This is a genomic window from Candidatus Methylopumilus planktonicus (assembly GCF_000981505.1).
Lineage (GTDB): Bacteria > Pseudomonadota > Gammaproteobacteria > Burkholderiales > Methylophilaceae > Methylopumilus > Methylopumilus planktonicus.
The window spans coordinates 992,487-1,009,761 of sequence record NZ_LN827929.1 but is presented as its reverse complement, the minus strand read 5'-3'; the positions used below and the strand labels follow the sequence as shown (position 1 = coordinate 1,009,761).

Sequence of the window (17,275 nt, the reverse complement as noted above, 5' to 3'; positions counted from 1 at the left end):
TATAAGGACAATATGAAGACATTAGATTTAGCAAATTATGGACCAGTGATACCGGTCATAGTGATTGATAAAGTTGAAGATGCTGTGCCTATGGCAGAGGCTCTTCTTGCAGGTGGTATCAAAGTGTTAGAAGTAACCTTAAGAACTGCATGCGCCATGGATGCCATGGATAGAATTATTAAGCATTTGCCAGAAGCTATTGTTGGCGCTGGCACAGTTAGAACTAAAGCAGATGCTTCAGCTGCAAAATCAATTGGTTGTCAGTTTGCAGTGAGCCCAGGCTATACAAGTGAACTAGGAAAGCATTGTTTAGATATTGGATTACCATTATTGCCTGGTGTGTCTACAGGTAGCGAAGTCATGATGGCAAATAATGATGGTTATTATTTCTTAAAACTTTTTCCTGCGGTTGCAGTGGGTGGCATTAATCTTCTAAAGGGATTTGCAGGTCCTTTTTCTGACGTTAAGTTTTGCCCAACAGGTGGTGTAACTGTTCAGTCAGCATCAGACTTTTTGAGTCTTCCTAATGTCCCTGTCTGTGGCGGAACCTGGCTGACCCCAAAAGATCTTGTCGCAAATAAAAATTGGGAAGAAATTACAAAGCTAGCAAAAGAAGCTAGTGCGATTAAACGTCTTTAGCATTATTTAAAATAATGCTGCCTATTTCCCAATATAAAACAATCTTATTTGATTGTGATGGGGTTGTCCTAAATTCAAACTTCCTAAAAATAGAAGCATATCGCTTAACCGCATTAGAATTTGGAGCATCTGAAGAAGATGTTATGAAGTTAGTTAACCATCACATCGAATATACCGGCATATCTAGAAATATTAAATTTACCTATTTCTTAGAAACCATTCTTAAAAAGCCAGTAGATGAGTTATCAATGAATCATCTACTAAAACAATTGAACATTGAAGTCGAGAGACTCCTTGAAAATTGTGATATTGCTGAAGGCCTTGAAAGGCTCAGAGAAAAAACAAAACAGGCTCACTGGATGATTGTATCCGGTGGCGATCAAGAAGAAATTATTAGGCTCTTTTCCAGAAAATCATTATTAAAATATTTTGATGTTGGTATTTTTGGAAGCCCTGATTCAAAAGAAGAAATTGTGGCGCGTGAATTAAAAAAATCAACAGGGCAATCGCCCGCTCTGTTTATTGGAGATTCAAAATATGATTACCAAGTTGCAAAGAAGAATAATTTAGATTTTATTTTTTTAAGTGGCTGGACAAATTTCTTCGAGTGGAAAAATTTCTGTGAAGAAAATAAAATTGAAGTCCATCAAAAGCTAGACGATCTGAATCACTAAATAAGTTTTTTAATAATTTCACTAGGCCTAATATTTTTTAAGCAATTAGTATGCTGAAGAGGGCAAACTCTTTCGAAACAAGGGCTGCATGAGAGACCAAGATAAGCTAATTTTGCGTGCCGACTTAATGGTGGAGTTTTTTTAGGGTCAGATGAGCCAAAAATAGCGACTTGTTTAATATTTAAACTTGCCGCCACATGCATAAGTCCGGAATCATTACTTAAAAATGATTGGCACAAACTTATTACATCAATTACTTCTCCGAGTTTAGTTTTGCCGATGAGATTAATCACTTTGTTTTTTGTGAGTCGATCTAATGTTTTTCCTAAGTCTTGATCGTTTGCGGAGCCTAACGAGATAACTTCCCATCCATTTTGTATAGCTTCATTTGCTACATCTGCAAAATACTCAATAGGCCACCTTTTAGATTCACCGTACTCTGCTCCAGGGGCGATACCAAGAACTTTTTTAAACCTACTTAATTTACCTGCCAAAATTCTTTTACCCTGACTGGGCTTCGAGATTAAGCTTGTAGACAAACTAACTTTCGTATTTTTCGATTTTGGTGCAAGGGCTAAAAATTGATCAACTGTTCTATACAGTGAAGGATCTTTTTTAATGCAATCATTAATTAAAGCAAAGCGCATTTCTCCCAAAAAACCAGTGCGCTTTGGAATGCCTGCAAAAAATGGAATCAATGCGGACTTAAATGAATTTGTTAAGACAATAGCTTGCGAATAACCTTCCAATCTTAAAACTTTAGCGATCTGATAACGCTTGAGTATATTTAGCTCGCCATGAGAAAAAGGTAATGAAATGGATTGATCTACCTCAGGCATTCTAGATACTAAGGGAATTGTCCAAGCAGGGGAGGCTACGTGAAGCTTGCTATTAGGATAAATATCTTTAATGGTCTTAAATAGCTTTTGTGCGATAACCATATCACCAAGCCATGATGGTCCAATGATGAGAATTTTTTTTGGGTTCAAAATCTTAAGAGATTTTTTTGATGATAGCACTCGTGCTTCTACCAGGAACAACAGAAACTAATTCAACTTTGCCATGCCATTTTTTTAATTCTTTATGGCCTACAACTTGATTTTTTTTATAATCACTACCTTTAACTAAAATGTCAGGCTGAATTTTTTTTATTAAATGAAGCGGTGTAGTTTCGCTAAAAATGATAATACTATCTACAGAAGAGAGGGCTGAAAGAACTCTCGCTCGATCTTCTTGGTGAATCACAGGCCTTGATTTGCCTTTTAGTTTTGTGACTGACGAGTCACTATTAAGCGCTAAGATAAGTATGTCACCTAATTTTTTTGCTTTTTCTAGATAAGTCACGTGACCTGCATGAAGAATATCAAAGCAGCCGTTTGTGAATACAATTTTCTTTTTCTGTTTTTTCCAAATCAGAACTTGCTCCATGAGCCGCGAGAGGGAATGAATTTTTTTCTCTTGATCAGAATGCTTAGAACTTAAAGTTTCTATGAGGGTTTGAAGCGTAATAGGGATAGTGCCTAATTTTCCAATTACTATACCTGCAGCTACATTTGCAATATTAAGACAATTCTCAATAGGCATCCTCGCAATCATGCACGCTGCAAGCGTTGCAATAACTGTGTCGCCCGCTCCTGATACATCAAATACCTGCTGTTGATTGACGGCAGGCAAATTTTTAATAGTATTTTTCTGCACTAAATCAATACCATCCTCTCCTTTCGTCATGGCAATAAATTGCAAATTAAGAGATTTTTTTAATTTTAGAAGGGGCGTTAAAAAGTTCGGATTTTTTGTGACATGAATATGGCAAGCTTCGATAGCTTCTTTTTTGTTTGGAGTTATCGCAGTTGCATTTTTATATTTACTGTAGTCAATCCCTTTAGGGTCTACTAGCACAGGTATCTTTTTTGATTTTGCGAGTTTAATAACATGCTGACATAGCGCTTCACTTAACACCCCTTTTGCATAGTCTGACAATATAACAATAGAAGGCTTTTTATTAAGGAGCGTTGATATTCTTTTAATCAGTGGTTTAGAATCAATCAAATCTGCTGTTGCCTCTTGATCAATTCTCATCATTTGTTGATGTTCGCCAATAATCCGTGTTTTTGTAGTTGTGGGATTCTTGTCTTTGACAATACCATCTACACCAATATGATTTTTTTTGAGAATATCAAGTAACTTTTTACCATCACCATCATCACCAATTTGGCCAGCTAAAACTGTTTTGATACCTAACTGAGCTAGATTAGCTGCGACATTGCCTGATCCGCCAATGCGATCAAATGACTCCTTTAATCTGACAACTGGCACTGGAGCTTCGGGAGAGATTCTTGAGACGCTACCTATTAAATAGCGATCTAACATTAAATCACCAACCACTAAAGCCCACTGATTTTTTGCGTTAAATTTATTTTTAATGATATCAATTTCACTCATGGGCTATTGACCTTCATCAATGAGTTCGCAGATCGTATGTCCAATGAGAATATGCGCCTCTTGAATTCTTGCTGTTTCATTTGAGTCTACAACAATAGCGTGTGTTGCTATTTTTTTAATGAGACCGCCATCACCACCTGTTAGGCCAATCGTCATAGCGCCTAATGTATTCGCTTTTTCTAGTCCTTTAATGACATTTTTACTATTACCTGATGTAGAAATGCCAATCACTACATCATGTTTTAAACATAGCGCTTCGATTTGTCTTGAAAAAATATGCTCATAGCCATAGTCATTTGCAACAGCAGTAATAATTGAAGTGTCTGTCGTTAGTGCAATAGCTGGAAGCCCTTTACGTTCCTTTACAAATCTGCCTACAATTTCTGCCGCAATATGTTGACTGTCAGAAGCGCTACCGCCATTTCCAAAAATAAGCACTTTACCCCCTGAGTGAAGTGTTTTTTTTATCAGACCTGCTATTTCACTTATCTGTGGAATGAGCAAGGTTAATTTTTGAATCGTCTTTTGATGCTCATTAAAAATAGATTCTATTTTTTTTAAATTTTCATTACTCATGCGTAAGTATCACTTTTAGTTAAATAATTTATTGCGTAATCTTTAATACCCTCTTCAATCGTATGAAAAGGCTTTGTATATCCAGCATCCTTTAGTTTTTTTATATTAGCCTCAGTAAAGTATTGATATTTTCCCTTAAGATCATTTGGCATATCAATATATTTAATTGCATTTAGATCGCCCTTAATACTTTTCACAAGAGATTCTGCAAGCGCTTTAAAACTTGAGGCTTTTCCTGTACCTACATTATAGATACCTGAATGTTTTTTGTGACTTAAAAAATGTAAAACAGCTGCTGCTGCATCTTTTACATAAACAAAATCTCTTAATTGCATGCCATCTTTATAATCGGGACGATCGCTCTTGAAGAGTCTAATTTCACCCTCTGCTTTAAGTTGATTAAATGCATGAAATACAACGCTTGCCATTCTATCTTTATGATATTCGTTTGGACCATAGACATTAAAAAATTTAAATCCACACCATTGAGGAGGTGTTTTTTCTTTTGCAGTGACTTGCTGCACTACCCATTGGTCGAAAAATTGTTTTGAATAGCCGTAAGCATTAAGAGGCGATAGTTTCCTTAGCTCTGATTCATTGTCATCATAGCCAAATTCGCCTCCGCCATAGGTAGCCGCGGAGCTTGCATAAAGGAAAGGCACGCCATGATCCGCTGCATAGCGCCATAGATTTTGACTGTAACGAATATTTTGATTTAAAAGCTTATTAAAATTAGTTTCGGTTGTAGCACTGATAGCGCCCATATGAATGATTGCTTCAATCTCTTTTTTCTTTTCCAACCAAGGAAAAAGATCATCTTTATCAAGGTAATCAATATACGTTCGCTTGCTTAAATTATTCCGTTGATCTGGATGCTGAATATCATCGACGATGATGATATCTTTTTTATCGAGAATGCTATTAAGATGCCAAGCAATGACACTTCCAATCATGCCAGCACCACCCGTAAGTATTATCATAATATGATTGGCTTTAAATAATTAAGGCTGTTTCTTTTCAACAAGCGCAGCTCTTTTTTTAGTGATAGCTGAATTGTTAGATTCTTTTTTAGCAGTCCAGTTTTTATCAATCCAACCTTGTAAATTTTCTAGAATTATACCTTGCATCGCATCAATCCAATCTGAATTGTCATTGAGAGCAGGTATATAACTAAAGCTTTTACCGCCGTGACTTAGGAAAATGTGCCTACCTTCAATATTAATTTCTTCTAAGGTTTCTAAGCAGTCACTTGAGAATCCCGGACAAATAACATGAACATTTTTCTCTTTCTTTTTTCCTAGGTCAGCCATCATCTCAGCGTAATAAGGCTTTAGCCATTCGGCTCTTCCAAAGCGCGACTGGAATGAGACCACATATTCGTTCTCTTTTAATTTTAGAGCTTCGGCAAGTAAGCGAGCGGTTTTATAGCATTCACAATGATAAGGATCGCCTTGCATTAATGATTTTTTTGGGATCCCATGAAAGCTCATCACTAACTTTGTAGGCTTTCCATTTTTTTTCCAGAATTGCAGAATAGATAATTTAAGCGCATTAATATAAAGAGGATGGTCGTGATAATTCCTAATAGTTCTCACTGCAGGCACATTTCTTGTTTTAAGAAGAATGCGCCATAGCGCGTCCATTGCAGATGCACTTGATGAAGCAGCATACTGGGGATAGAGTGGAAGCAAGAGAATTTTAGTGCAATTTTTTTCTTTTAATTTGAGGACCGCATTTTTCATTGAAGGATTGCCGTAGGACATTCCTAATTCAACCTCAATGGGCTGAGATACTGACTTTTTAATTTTTAGGGTTAATGCTTTTGTTTGATTTGACGCATTTACTAAAAGAGGGGAGCCTTTTTTAGTCCAAACTTTTGCATATTTTTTTGCTGAACTTCCTGGCCTAAAGACTAAAATAATGAAATGAAGTATCCAGCACCAAATAAATCGTGGCACTTCGACCACTCTTCGATCCATAAGAAACTGTTGTAAATATTTTCTTACGGCATGCGTGCTAAGAGAATCAGGGGTGCCTAAGTTTGCGAGGATAATCCCTATTTTTGGCGGATCGCCATGTTGATATTGTGGTTCTTTTGTATAGTAATTCATTTTTAGTGTTGACTCAGTGCGTTAGAAAGAAGTTTTGCTGTGATATCGACAATAGGAATGACTCTTTCGTAAGCCATTCTTGTAGGACCAATCACACCAAGGGTGCCTACAATTTCACCATCTGTTTCATATGGCGATGTAATAAGACTACATTCGTCTAGAGAAGAATATCCGGATTCATTTCCAATAAAGATTTGAATGCCTTCCCCAAGCTGGCTTTGATCAAGAAGTTTCATAAGCGCTGTTCGCTTTTCAAATATCTCAAAAATTTTTCTTAAGCTCGATATATTTTTTGCGAGTTCTTCAGATTGGATCAGGTTATTTTGACCCGTGATCACGATCGATTCACTCTCTGGCGAAATGACATCATTACCAACTTCAATAGCTGCCGTCATAAGTTTAATCATATCAGCATGCATTTTAGATAATTCGTCCACGAGTGTATCTTTGACTTTAGCAAAAGTATTGCCACTAAAGTTGTGATTAAAATAATTTGTAGCCTCAACTAAGTCATCATGAGTGTAGTGCTTTTCTGTCATTACAATTCTGTTTTGAACATTGCCATCATTTGTGACAATGATGACAAGAATTTTTTTCTCAGATAGGCCTATAAATTCTAAATGTTTAAAGGTTGTTTTCTTAGCCTTAGGAATAAGTACTACACCCGCAAAATGAGTCAGTGTTGATAAGATATCCGCAGCATTACTAATAATTTTTTTATTGTCACCAATATTCATTTGATCTTTTAATGAGCGAATGGCTTTGTCGTCCAAAGGTTTTACAGTTAGAAGAGAATCTACAAAGAGTCTGTAACCTAATTGCGTAGGAATTCTTCCTGCTGAAGTATGGGGGCTTGTGATAAAACCGAGATCTTCTAGATCTTTCATGGTATTACGAATAGAAGCTGGACTTAAGTCAAGGCCTGACGATTGAGAGAGGGTTCTAGATCCCACAGGCTGCCCATCATAAATATGTTGCTCGATGAGGGTTTTTAGAAGAATTTGGGCGCGCTTATCTAGCATCATCAAATAGAGTTATTCATATAAATCGATATGCTTTAAAATAGTCAATAAAGCCTAGTTTTCATAGTGTAATAAGCCATTCTAGCATGCAGTACTTTTGTAAAATGAATGCTTAATATACTAAGTTTTTCTTTATTAAATTGCTATATATTCTTTCATCTTAAGTATGCTTTAATTCAATTATGGAAAGTCTCTATAAATCAGTCGCAATTATCGGAAAATATACGAGCGGAAGTGAATCTTCTGACATTGAGTCTCAGCTTTTAGAGCTCGCTCAATATTTGACGAATAAGCATATCAATATTTATATTGAGGCTAAAACACACCGGTCCGAAAAATTTCAAGCATTTAAGGCTATTGATCTAGAAGAAATTGGGGAAAAAGCTGATCTCGCAATCGTTATAGGTGGCGATGGGACGATGTTGGGGGTTGCAAGATCGCTTGTGAATTTTGACATCCCATTAATAGGTATTAACCAAGGCCGTTTTGGGTTTTTAGCAGATCTAAATACAAGCAATATGTTTGAATCTATTGATGAAATATTTCAAGGCTCTTCTTATAAAGACAAAAGAATGCTGTTGCAGTCTAAAATTTTTAGAGGTTCAAAATGTATTCATGAATCATTAGCTCTTAATGATGTTGTAGTAAAAAGTGGATCCCGCTTAATTGAATTGGAAGTTTCTATTAATGGCAGTTTTGTCCACAAGCAAAGATCAGACGGACTTGTTGTGACGACACCAACTGGCACAACTGCTTATGCACTGTCAGCTGGAGGACCGATTCTTCACCCTGAATTGGAGGCAATTTCTATCGTGCCTATTAGTCCGCATACATTAAGTAATCGCCCAATTGCAGTGAGCAGTAAAAGTATTATTGAAATTCATGTAGTGAGCATGGATGAATCTTATTTAAGTATTGATGGACAGCTTAAAGTGCCGCTTGAGATTCATGATCGCGTGGAAATTATTCGTGCAGAAAAAATGATCACGTTTCTTCATCCAAAAGACTACTGTTATTTTGAGATGCTTAGAAAAAAATTAAACTGGGGTTAATAAAGCGCTATGTTAATTAATCTCTCTATCCTTGATTTTGTCATTGTCGACAAAATGAGCTTAGATTTTAAATCTGGTTTTTCAGCATTAACTGGCGAAACAGGCGCTGGAAAGTCTATCCTTATTGATGCTTTGTCTTTAGCCCTAGGGCAAAGAAACGAAGGTGGAGTCGTCAGACTTCATCAAGATAAAGCTGATATCAGTGCTATCTTTGATATCAAACGTAATCAAGAAGTGATCAACTGGTTAGAGGAAAATGAACTGGAGTCTGATGGCGCTGAACTTATTTTAAGAAGAGTCATTCATGCTGACGGTAAATCAAGGGCTTTTATTAACGGCAAGGTAGCTACACTCCAACAACTAAAAGAATTAGGCGAATCCCTCGTTGATATCTATAGTCAAAATTCTCACCACTCACTTTTAAAATTAAGCGCACAAAGACAAATTCTAGATAATTTTGGTGGCCACTCAGATTTAGCAGCTACGACTTTTCAACTTTATCAAGCATGGCATAAGCTTTATATGCAAAAAACTGAGTATGAAAAAAATGCGCAAATCTATAGCGATGAACTTGCAGAATTGAGAGATAAATTACGAGAATTAAAACAATTTTCATTCACCCTGGGTGACTGGGAAACCTTGCAACAAGATCATGTCATGATGTCTCATGGCAATGAACTCATTGAGGATGTTAATCTTTGTATCGAGCATTTAGAAAAAGATGAAACGGCAATTTCTGATAGGCTTCATTTAGTGCAGCAGAAAATTTCTCATGCGCTTAGTATTGATGAAAAATTAAAAGAATCTTCGGATCTCATTGATTCAATCAATATTCAAACAGAAGAGCTACTTCGTTCACTTAATAGATATTTACAAAAAATCGATTTAGATCCAGAGAGACTTAAAGATATTGAAGCGCGGATTCAAGCGATTCATAATTTTGGCAGGAAGCATCGTATTAAGCCTGAAGATTTTGAATCAACATTGCTCACCTGGCAAGCTCGTATGGACGAACTTGAGTCTTTTCAATCAGATGAGGGCGTTGATGCCAAAGAAAAAGCAGCCCTTGAAGCTTTTAACAAAAGCGCAGAATTATTAAGTGAGGCACGAAAGACCGCATCAGAAACTTTAAGTCAAAATATTACTGCAGCCATGCAAAAACTATCCTTCAGCCATGGAAGCTTTGAAGTCAAACTCACATCTCAAGATCCAACGGCGCACGGATTAGAACAAATTGAATTTTTGGTGGCATCTCATTTGGGTGCAGAATCAAGACCAATTCATAAAGCAGCTTCAGGTGGTGAGCTTTCTCGTCTAAGTCTTGCGATTCGTGTTGCATCTATTTCAAAGGCGAATGTGCCCTGCATGATTTTTGATGAAGTGGATGTAGGTATTGGAGGAAGTGTGGCGGAAATTGTAGGTAAGCTTTTAAAAGAACTAGGTCATCACGATCAAAGACAAGTTTTAGTCATTACACATCTAGCGCAAGTAGCATCATTGGCTATCCATCATTACAAAGTATCTAAGACTCAAGAAAATAATCAGACCCTCAGCCACATTCATTTGATGGATGACAAAATGCGAATCGATGAAATTGCGAGGATGTTAGGCGGGATATCGATTACTGATACAACAAGGGCGCACGCGAAAGAAATGTTGCAGGCTTAGACTTTGTTGGGGCAGGGGTTTTTATTGCATTCAGCATAGATATAAAGCGAATGTTCTTGGATAGTAAATCCCTTTTTAGTCGCAATAATTTTCTGTCTTTTTTCAATCTCATCATCACAAAATTCTTCTACATGACCACATTGTATACAAACAAGATGATCGTGATGTTGAGAGTCGCTTAATTCAAAGACAGCTTTATCACTTTCAAAATGGTGGCGAATTAAAAGACCAGCCTGTTCAAATTGAGTGAGCACGCGATAAATCGTTGCAAGACCGACATCTTCACCAGATTTAATTAAAAGTTTATAGACATCTTCAGCGGAAAGATGCTTCGCATCGCTGTGTTCAAAAAGACTTAAGATTTTAAGTCTGGGCAGCGTGGCTTTAAGCCCTGATTTTTTTAAATCTTTATGATCTTGTGCCATTGAAACGCCTTAAAATTTGCTTTAGGAAGTATTTTGAATACTGTCTAGCATGTTATATTAATACGCATTATGTTTAAAGTTATAAAAATGCGCATATTTCTTCTAGTTTTAAGTCTTTTAGTCACTGCCTGCTCTTCTTCATTACCCTCTATTAAACCCTACAAAATGCCAATTCAACAGGGTAATGTAGTGACTTCAAAAATGATGATGCAATTAAAGCCAGGCATGACAAAAACCCAAGTGCGGTTTGTAATGGGAACGCCTCTTATTTCAGATAGTTTCCACAAAGACCAATGGGATTATTTTTATCAGATGGAAAAAGATGGTGCAATCATTGAGAAAAGAAGAGTCATTTTGATGTTTGAAAAAGATTTGTTAGCTCAAGTAAAAGGCGATGTTGTGCCGGCTATTGCGAGTCGAAATGAAGATCGTCAAGAGATAGCGCCAATTAAGAATAATGAGGCCAAACAAAATCCAGCTCAAAAAGAAAAGAGCATGCTTGATCGATTAAAATTTTGGGAAGACGATGAAAAACCAATTGAGAAAGCTATGTCACCTAAAAAAGAAGTACCTGAAGAAGATAAAAAAATCGTGACTCTGAAAAAAGATGTGCCAGAGCCAGTCAAAGCTATAGAGCCTGATGTGAAAAAACCTGTCACGGAAGTCACTCCAACAGACATTAAAAAAGAACCTGTAGATATAAAACCTGAGGCTCCAAAGGTTCAAGATACGAAACCACTGCCATCTAAGACTACTCCAAATTATTTTGATTTGATGTTAGAAAAAATAGGATTCTAATCGTATGAGTAAAATAAATATTCTTATCGTGGGTGCTTCAGGCCGAATGGGCCAGAGCCTTATTCAAGAAATTGCTGCTGATAAAGACTTAGCACTTATAGCGGCTATTGATCATAAGTCGAGTGATAAATTAGGCCGCGATGCAGGAGAGACTCTTGGTATTTCAACAGGCATTAACATTGATCATGACATCGTAAAAGTAATTTCATCTGCTGATGTGCTTATCGATTTTACGAGGCCTGAAGCAAGTCTTGAGTATTTGAAATTATGCGAAGCGCATCAAGTGAAATATGTTATTGGTACAACAGGATTTTCAGATCAAGAAAAAAAATTGATTCTTGATGCTTCAAAAACTATACCTATTGTTTTTGCCCCCAATATGAGCGTAGGGGTTAATTTACTTATTTCGCTTGTTGAAAAAGCAACGCAATTACTTAAAGATGATTTTGATATTGAAATTATTGAAGCGCATCACCGACATAAAATTGATGCTCCATCAGGTACGGCTTTAAGATTAGGTGAAGCTGTTGCAAAAGCAAGTGGCAGAGACCTAAAAAAAGAAGCGCAGTATGAACGTTTCGGCAATACAGGTGAGCGTAAACAAACAACGATTGGCTTTTCAACAATTCGTGGCGGCGATATTGTGGGTGATCATACGGTTTTGTATGCAGGCACAGGGGAGCGAATTGAATTAACTCATAAAGCTTCAAGCCGAGCCACCTTTGCTAAGGGGGCGTTAAAGGCTGCTAAATTTTTATCGCGCCAAAAAACAGGTCTTTTTGACATGCAGCAGGTCTTGGGACTTTCTGACAAATAACAATTTATCAAGGTTTAGTGCGTTGAATTAAGGCGCTAAATCGACTATAATATTTACGATATTTGAAACGGGAGCTGCTAAACACTTCTCCCGTTTTGTATATCCAGTACCCAAACCCTTGAATTCGCAAATACTGGAGAGTCATTTTGTCGCGAAATATGTCGGCAGTGTTAGTGCTCGCAGACGGAACTAAGTTTCGAGGTATTTCAATTGGGGCTCCAGGTTTAACCGCAGGTGAAGTTGTTTTTAATACCTCCATGACGGGTTATCAAGAAATTCTGACTGATCCTTCCTATACAAAACAAATAGTCACGCTCACTTATCCTCATATTGGCAATGTAGGAGTTAATAAAGCAGATATCGAATCTGACAAAGTCTATACCAGTGGTTTAATCATTCGTGATTTAGCGATGATTGATAGTAATTTTAGAAGCGAACAAACCCTTTCAGATTACTTAAAAGAAAATCATATTGTTGCGATCGCAAATATTGATACAAGAAAACTCACAAGACATTTAAGAGAGCATGGCTCCCAAGCAGGTTGCATTATTGCAGAATCAGAAGACGATAAAAAAGCGCATGAAGAAGCAAAAGCCTTTCCAGGACTTTCTGGCATGGATTTAGCCAAGGTCGTGAGCTGTAAAAAATCTTATATATTTAATCAAGGCGAGTGGTCGTTATCTAGAGGCTACAGTAATCAGATTGAATCGGATCATCACGTTGTTGCATTTGATTACGGTATTAAGAAAAATATTTTAAGGATGCTAGTTTCAAGGCGATGTAAAGTCACTGTTGTGCCTGCAGAAACTTCTTACGAAGAAGTAGTTCGCCTAAAACCCGATGGCGTATTTTTATCCAATGGACCCGGAGACCCGGAGCCATGTGATTATGCTATTCAAGCGATAAAAAAATTAGTCGATGATGGCTACCCAACCTTTGGTATATGTTTAGGCCATCAACTTTTAGCCTTGGCGAGTGGCGCTAAAACATCCAAGATGAAATTTGGACATCATGGTGCCAATCACCCCGTCCAAGATTTAAAAACAAAACGCGTATTTATTACCAGTCAAAATCATGGCTTCACTGTAGATCAAACTTCACTACCTAAACATTTACTAGCTACACATCAATCTCTTTTTGATGGCAGTTTGCAAGGGATTGAAAGATCTGATCAGCCCGCATTCAGTTTCCAGGGACACCCTGAAGCGAGTCCAGGCCCATCTGAAATGAGTTATTTGTTTGATCACTTTATTGATCTCATTGAAAAAAAGAAAAAGAGCTATGCCAAAGCGTAAAGATATTAAGTCCATACTCATCATTGGCGCTGGTCCTATCGTGATAGGTCAGGCATGCGAGTTTGATTATTCCGGTGCGCAGGCATGTAAAGCACTTCGCGAAGAAGGCTATCGTGTCATTCTCGTGAATTCTAATCCTGCAACTATCATGACAGATCCTGAGATGGCGGATGCGACCTACATCGAGCCAATTACTTGGCAGATTGTCGAAAAAATTATTGCCAAAGAAAAGCCAGACGCACTCCTTCCAACTATGGGTGGGCAAACAGCACTTAATTGCGCGCTTGATTTAGACAAGTATGGCGTATTAAAAAAATACAAAGTCGAATTAATTGGCGCATCAAAAGAAGCCATTGATAAAGCTGAAGATAGGCAAAAATTTAAAGAAGCCATGAACAAAATTGGCTTAGGATCTGCTAAGTCAGCCATTGCGCATAGCTTAGAGGAGGCAATACAAGTTCAAGCAGGCATTGGTTATCCAGCGATCATTCGCCCGTCATTTACGATGGGAGGTAGTGGTGGTGGTATTGGATATAACCGTGAAGAATTTATAGCGATATGTGAAAGAGGGCTTGAAGCATCCCCCACGAAAGAACTTCTGATAGAAGAGTCTTTACTTGGTTGGAAAGAATATGAAATGGAAGTGGTTCGCGACTCCAAAGATAACTGCATTATTATATGTTCCATTGAAAACTTAGATCCAATGGGTGTGCACACAGGCGACTCCATTACCGTGGCTCCTGCGCAAACACTTACAGATAAAGAATATCAAATCATGCGTAATGCATCGATCGCGGTGCTTCGAGAAATTGGGGTAGACACAGGCGGATCGAACGTGCAATTCGCAATCAATCCAGAAGATGGGCGCATGATTGTCATTGAAATGAATCCTCGTGTATCACGTTCTTCAGCCTTAGCGTCAAAGGCTACAGGATTCCCTATTGCAAAAATTGCTGCAAAGTTAGCCGTAGGTTTTACATTAGATGAATTAAAAAATGAAATTACAGGTGGCGCAACACCTGCATCATTTGAACCGAGTGTCGATTACGTAGTCACTAAAGTACCAAGATTTGCATTTGAAAAATTTCCACAAGCAGATTCAAGACTGACGACACAAATGAAATCTGTAGGTGAGGTTATGGCCATCGGACGCACTTTCCAAGAGTCTTTTCAAAAAGCATTAAGAGGTCTCGAAATTGGTGTAGATGGACTAGATGAAAAAACGACTGATCAAGATCTCATCATTAAAGAAATGAGAGAGCCGGGACCCGAGCGTATTTGGTATGTTGGCGACGCCTTTAGAATGGGTATGTCGATTGAAGATGTATTTGGACATTCCAAAATTGATCCGTGGTTCCTCCATCAAATTAAAAATATTATTGATGTTGAAGAAAGCTTGTCAGGGACTTCACTCAAAGATTTATCTAAAAAAAATTTATTTGATTTAAAACAAAAAGGCTTTTCTGATCGAAGACTCGCAACACTTCTAGAAGTTAAACAAGAGGACGTTAGACAGTATCGTCATAAGCATCATGTGCGACCTGTATATAAACGTGTAGACACATGTGCTGCAGAATTCTCAACAAATACAGCTTATATGTATTCCACATATGAAGAAGAGTGCGAAGCAAAACCCACGGATAGAAAAAAAATTATTGTCTTAGGTGGTGGACCTAATCGTATTGGTCAGGGTATCGAGTTTGATTACTGCTGTGTACATGCAGCTTTAGCATTGCGTGAGGATGGTTATGAAACCATCATGGTGAACTGCAATCCTGAAACAGTATCAACCGACTACGATACGTCAGACCGACTTTATTTTGAGCCTGTGACACTTGAAGATGTTTTAGAAATTGTTGCTATTGAAAAACCACTTGGTGTCATTGTGCAATATGGTGGACAAACACCTTTGAAGCTCGCTAAAGATTTAGAAAAAGCAGGCGTGCCAATTATTGGCACTTCTCCAGACGCTATTGATATGGCGGAGGACCGTGAGCGCTTTCAAAAAATGCTCAATTCGATTGGACTGAAACAGCCGCCCAATCGCACAGCTAGAACACCTGAAGATGCCATTCGTTTAGCAGAAGAAATTGGTTACCCACTTGTCGTGAGGCCTAGTTATGTTTTAGGCGGTCGCGCTATGGAGATCGTGCACGAACAAGCACAGCTTGAACGTTATATGAGGGAGGCTGTAAAAGTTTCGCATGACTCACCTGTACTCCTTGACCGCTTTTTAAACGACGCGCTTGAAATTGATGTGGACGCGCTATCAGATGGCACAGATGTCATTATCGGCGGCATTATGGAACATATTGAACAAGCCGGGGTGCACTCAGGTGACTCAGCATGCTCACTTCCTCCTTATAGCTTGTCTAAAAAAATTCAAGATCAATTAAGAAAGCAAACAGTTGAGATGGCAAAAGCACTCAACGTTGTAGGTCTTATGAATGTTCAATTTGCGATCCAAGGTGAAGTCATTTATGTTTTAGAAGTGAACCCGAGAGCATCTCGCACTGTTCCTTTCGTTTCTAAAGCATGTGGATTACAGTTAGCTAAAATTGCTGCCCGCGCTATGGTGGGTTCTAGCCTTAAGGTACAAAAAGTTACAAAAGAAATTGTGCCGAAATTCTTCTCGGTGAAAGAAGCTGTCTTTCCATTCATTAAGTTTCCGGGAGTCGATACCATTTTGGGGCCTGAGATGAAGTCAACGGGTGAAGTAATGGGCTTAGGTAAAACATTTGCAGAAGCATTTATTAAATCCCAGCTCGGCTCATCTACAAAATTACCTAAAGGCGGGAAAGCATTTATCAGCGTGCGTCGTGAAGACCATCTTAAAGTGGTTGAGGTTGCAAAATCATTAGATCAATTAGGTTTTACCATTGTGGCGACTAAAGGTACTGCAAAAGCTTTGATGGATGCGGGCTTAAATGTTGAGCCGGTCAATAAAGTAGCAGAAGGAAGGCCTCATATTGTGGATATGATTAAGAATAATGAAATTTCTTTTATCGTGAATGTGACGGAAGATAAACGTGCTATTTCAGACTCTTATGAAATCAGAAGATATGCATTACAAAACAAGGTGACCTATTACACGACCATTGCAGGCGCTAAAGCCGCATGTATTGGCATGAACTTCGTTGAAGAAATTACGGTCAATTCTATCCAAAGCTTGCATAAAGAACTCACTTAAAATACACTCAACCTTTATAAACCACACTCCATCTAAAGAGCGTGGTTTTTGTTTTGTTAGGAATGAATATGCTTAAACAAATACCCATGACCATTAAAGGTGCTGAACAGCTCAAAGAAGAGCTTCAGCGCTTAAAAAGTGTTGATCGCCCTCATATCATTCAGGCAATCTCAGAAGCAAGAGCGCAAGGCGACTTGTCTGAGAATGCTGAATATGAAGCTGCGAAAGAGCGTCAAAGTTTTATTGAAGGTCGCATAGCAGAAATTGAAGCCAAACTTTCTACCGCTATGGTCATTGACCCTTCTTCAATTGTAGGTGAGAGTGAGTGCGTATTTGGTTCCACTGTTGAAGCACAAGATCTTGATACAGAAGATATCTTTACTTACCAAATTGTGGGCGATGATGAGGCTGATATTAAGCTAAAGAAGATTTCAATCAATTCACCGATTGCAAAAGCATTTATCGGGAAGGCAGTTGGCGATGTGGCTGAAGTCAATACACCAGGTGGCGCCAAATCTTACGAGATATTAGATGTCAAGTATCTATAAATTCAATCCATTTTTATA

At 38.0% G+C, this 17,275-nt stretch carries 16 protein-coding genes; 9 read left to right on the top strand and 7 right to left on the bottom strand.

Translation table 11 applies throughout. The features are described from left to right. Nucleotides 1-12 precede the first annotated feature (12 nt). Together BN1208_RS05290 and BN1208_RS05285 are read left to right on the top strand one after the other, a co-directional pair. Nucleotides 13-639 carry a bifunctional 4-hydroxy-2-oxoglutarate aldolase/2-dehydro-3-deoxy-phosphogluconate aldolase gene (locus BN1208_RS05290; RefSeq protein ID WP_046488570.1) on the top strand — a complete coding sequence of 209 codons (627 nt, stop codon included), beginning with the start codon at nt 13-15 and terminating at the stop codon, nt 637-639. A 14-nt stretch (nt 640-653) separates the two neighbouring features. After that, on the top strand, nt 654-1,313 hold the full coding sequence (locus tag BN1208_RS05285; protein WP_052734647.1) for an HAD family hydrolase: 660 nt from the start codon (nt 654-656) through the stop codon (nt 1,311-1,313). On the opposite strand, the gene waaF is transcribed toward BN1208_RS05285, so the two are convergent. From waaF to hrcA, 6 genes are read right to left on the bottom strand one after another with little or no spacing between them, the layout of a single operon-like run. Further along, complete coding sequence (gene waaF / locus BN1208_RS05280) at nt 1,310-2,302, bottom strand: lipopolysaccharide heptosyltransferase II (protein ID WP_156157790.1); 993 nt, start codon at nt 2,300-2,302, stop codon at nt 1,310-1,312. The two genes, BN1208_RS05285 and waaF, sit on opposite strands and share 4 nt — an antisense overlap. A gap of 4 nt (nt 2,303-2,306) precedes the next feature. Further along, nucleotides 2,307-3,755, bottom strand: a complete 1,449-nt coding sequence (gene rfaE2, locus BN1208_RS05275; protein ID WP_046488562.1) for a D-glycero-beta-D-manno-heptose 1-phosphate adenylyltransferase — start codon at nt 3,753-3,755, stop codon at nt 2,307-2,309. A 3-nt stretch (nt 3,756-3,758) separates the two neighbouring features. Beyond that, on the bottom strand, nt 3,759-4,331 hold the full coding sequence (locus tag BN1208_RS05270; RefSeq protein WP_046488560.1) for a D-sedoheptulose 7-phosphate isomerase: 573 nt from the start codon (nt 4,329-4,331) through the stop codon (nt 3,759-3,761). After that, on the bottom strand, nt 4,328-5,311 hold the full coding sequence (gene rfaD, locus BN1208_RS05265) for an ADP-glyceromanno-heptose 6-epimerase (protein ID WP_046488557.1): 984 nt from the start codon (nt 5,309-5,311) through the stop codon (nt 4,328-4,330). The genes BN1208_RS05270 and rfaD overlap by 4 nt, the downstream gene beginning before the upstream one ends. Before the next feature lie 21 nt (nt 5,312-5,332). Next, nucleotides 5,333-6,442, bottom strand: a complete 1,110-nt coding sequence (hemH, locus tag BN1208_RS05260) for a ferrochelatase (RefSeq protein ID WP_046488554.1) — start codon at nt 6,440-6,442, stop codon at nt 5,333-5,335. Nucleotides 6,443-6,444: 2 nt separating this feature from the next. After that, nucleotides 6,445-7,464: a heat-inducible transcriptional repressor HrcA gene (hrcA, locus tag BN1208_RS05255; RefSeq protein ID WP_046489342.1), complete on the bottom strand. Its 1,020-nt coding sequence runs from the start codon at nt 7,462-7,464 to the stop codon at nt 6,445-6,447. Between the two features lie 182 nt (nt 7,465-7,646). On the opposite strand from hrcA, the gene BN1208_RS05250 reads away from it, so the two are divergent. Both BN1208_RS05250 and recN read left to right on the top strand, forming a co-directional pair. Beyond that, nucleotides 7,647-8,516: an NAD(+)/NADH kinase gene (locus BN1208_RS05250; RefSeq protein ID WP_046488551.1), complete on the top strand. Its 870-nt coding sequence runs from the start codon at nt 7,647-7,649 to the stop codon at nt 8,514-8,516. A gap of 9 nt (nt 8,517-8,525) precedes the next feature. Further along, complete coding sequence (gene recN / locus BN1208_RS05245; RefSeq protein WP_046488549.1) at nt 8,526-10,184, top strand: DNA repair protein RecN; 1,659 nt, start codon at nt 8,526-8,528, stop codon at nt 10,182-10,184. Here recN and fur read toward each other — a convergent pair. Then, on the bottom strand, nt 10,181-10,609 hold the full coding sequence (gene fur / locus BN1208_RS05240) for a ferric iron uptake transcriptional regulator (RefSeq protein ID WP_046488546.1): 429 nt from the start codon (nt 10,607-10,609) through the stop codon (nt 10,181-10,183). The genes recN and fur overlap by 4 nt on opposite strands. A gap of 69 nt (nt 10,610-10,678) precedes the next feature. Here fur and BN1208_RS07150 point away from each other — a divergent pair, with 69 nt between their 5' ends. The 5 genes from BN1208_RS07150 to greA all read left to right on the top strand — a co-directional run bounded on the left by BN1208_RS07150 (nt 10,679) and on the right by greA (nt 17,257). Beyond that, entirely contained in the window at nt 10,679-11,407 is a 729-nt protein-coding gene (locus BN1208_RS07150; RefSeq protein WP_082092849.1) for an outer membrane protein assembly factor BamE, read from the top strand. A gap of 4 nt (nt 11,408-11,411) precedes the next feature. Beyond that, a complete protein-coding gene (gene dapB / locus BN1208_RS05230; protein WP_046488542.1) occupies nt 11,412-12,224 on the top strand; it encodes a 4-hydroxy-tetrahydrodipicolinate reductase in 813 nt (270 codons plus the stop codon). Between the two features lie 146 nt (nt 12,225-12,370). Then, complete coding sequence (carA, locus tag BN1208_RS05225) at nt 12,371-13,519, top strand: glutamine-hydrolyzing carbamoyl-phosphate synthase small subunit (protein ID WP_046488539.1); 1,149 nt, start codon at nt 12,371-12,373, stop codon at nt 13,517-13,519. Continuing rightward, nucleotides 13,506-16,709, top strand: coding sequence for a carbamoyl-phosphate synthase large subunit (gene carB, locus BN1208_RS05220; RefSeq protein WP_046489336.1), 3,204 nt, complete (start codon nt 13,506-13,508; stop codon nt 16,707-16,709). The genes carA and carB overlap by 14 nt, the downstream gene beginning before the upstream one ends. A gap of 68 nt (nt 16,710-16,777) precedes the next feature. Then, nucleotides 16,778-17,257, top strand: coding sequence for a transcription elongation factor GreA (gene greA, locus BN1208_RS05215; protein ID WP_046489335.1), 480 nt, complete (start codon nt 16,778-16,780; stop codon nt 17,255-17,257). The last annotated feature ends 18 nt before the right edge of the window (nt 17,258-17,275 follow it).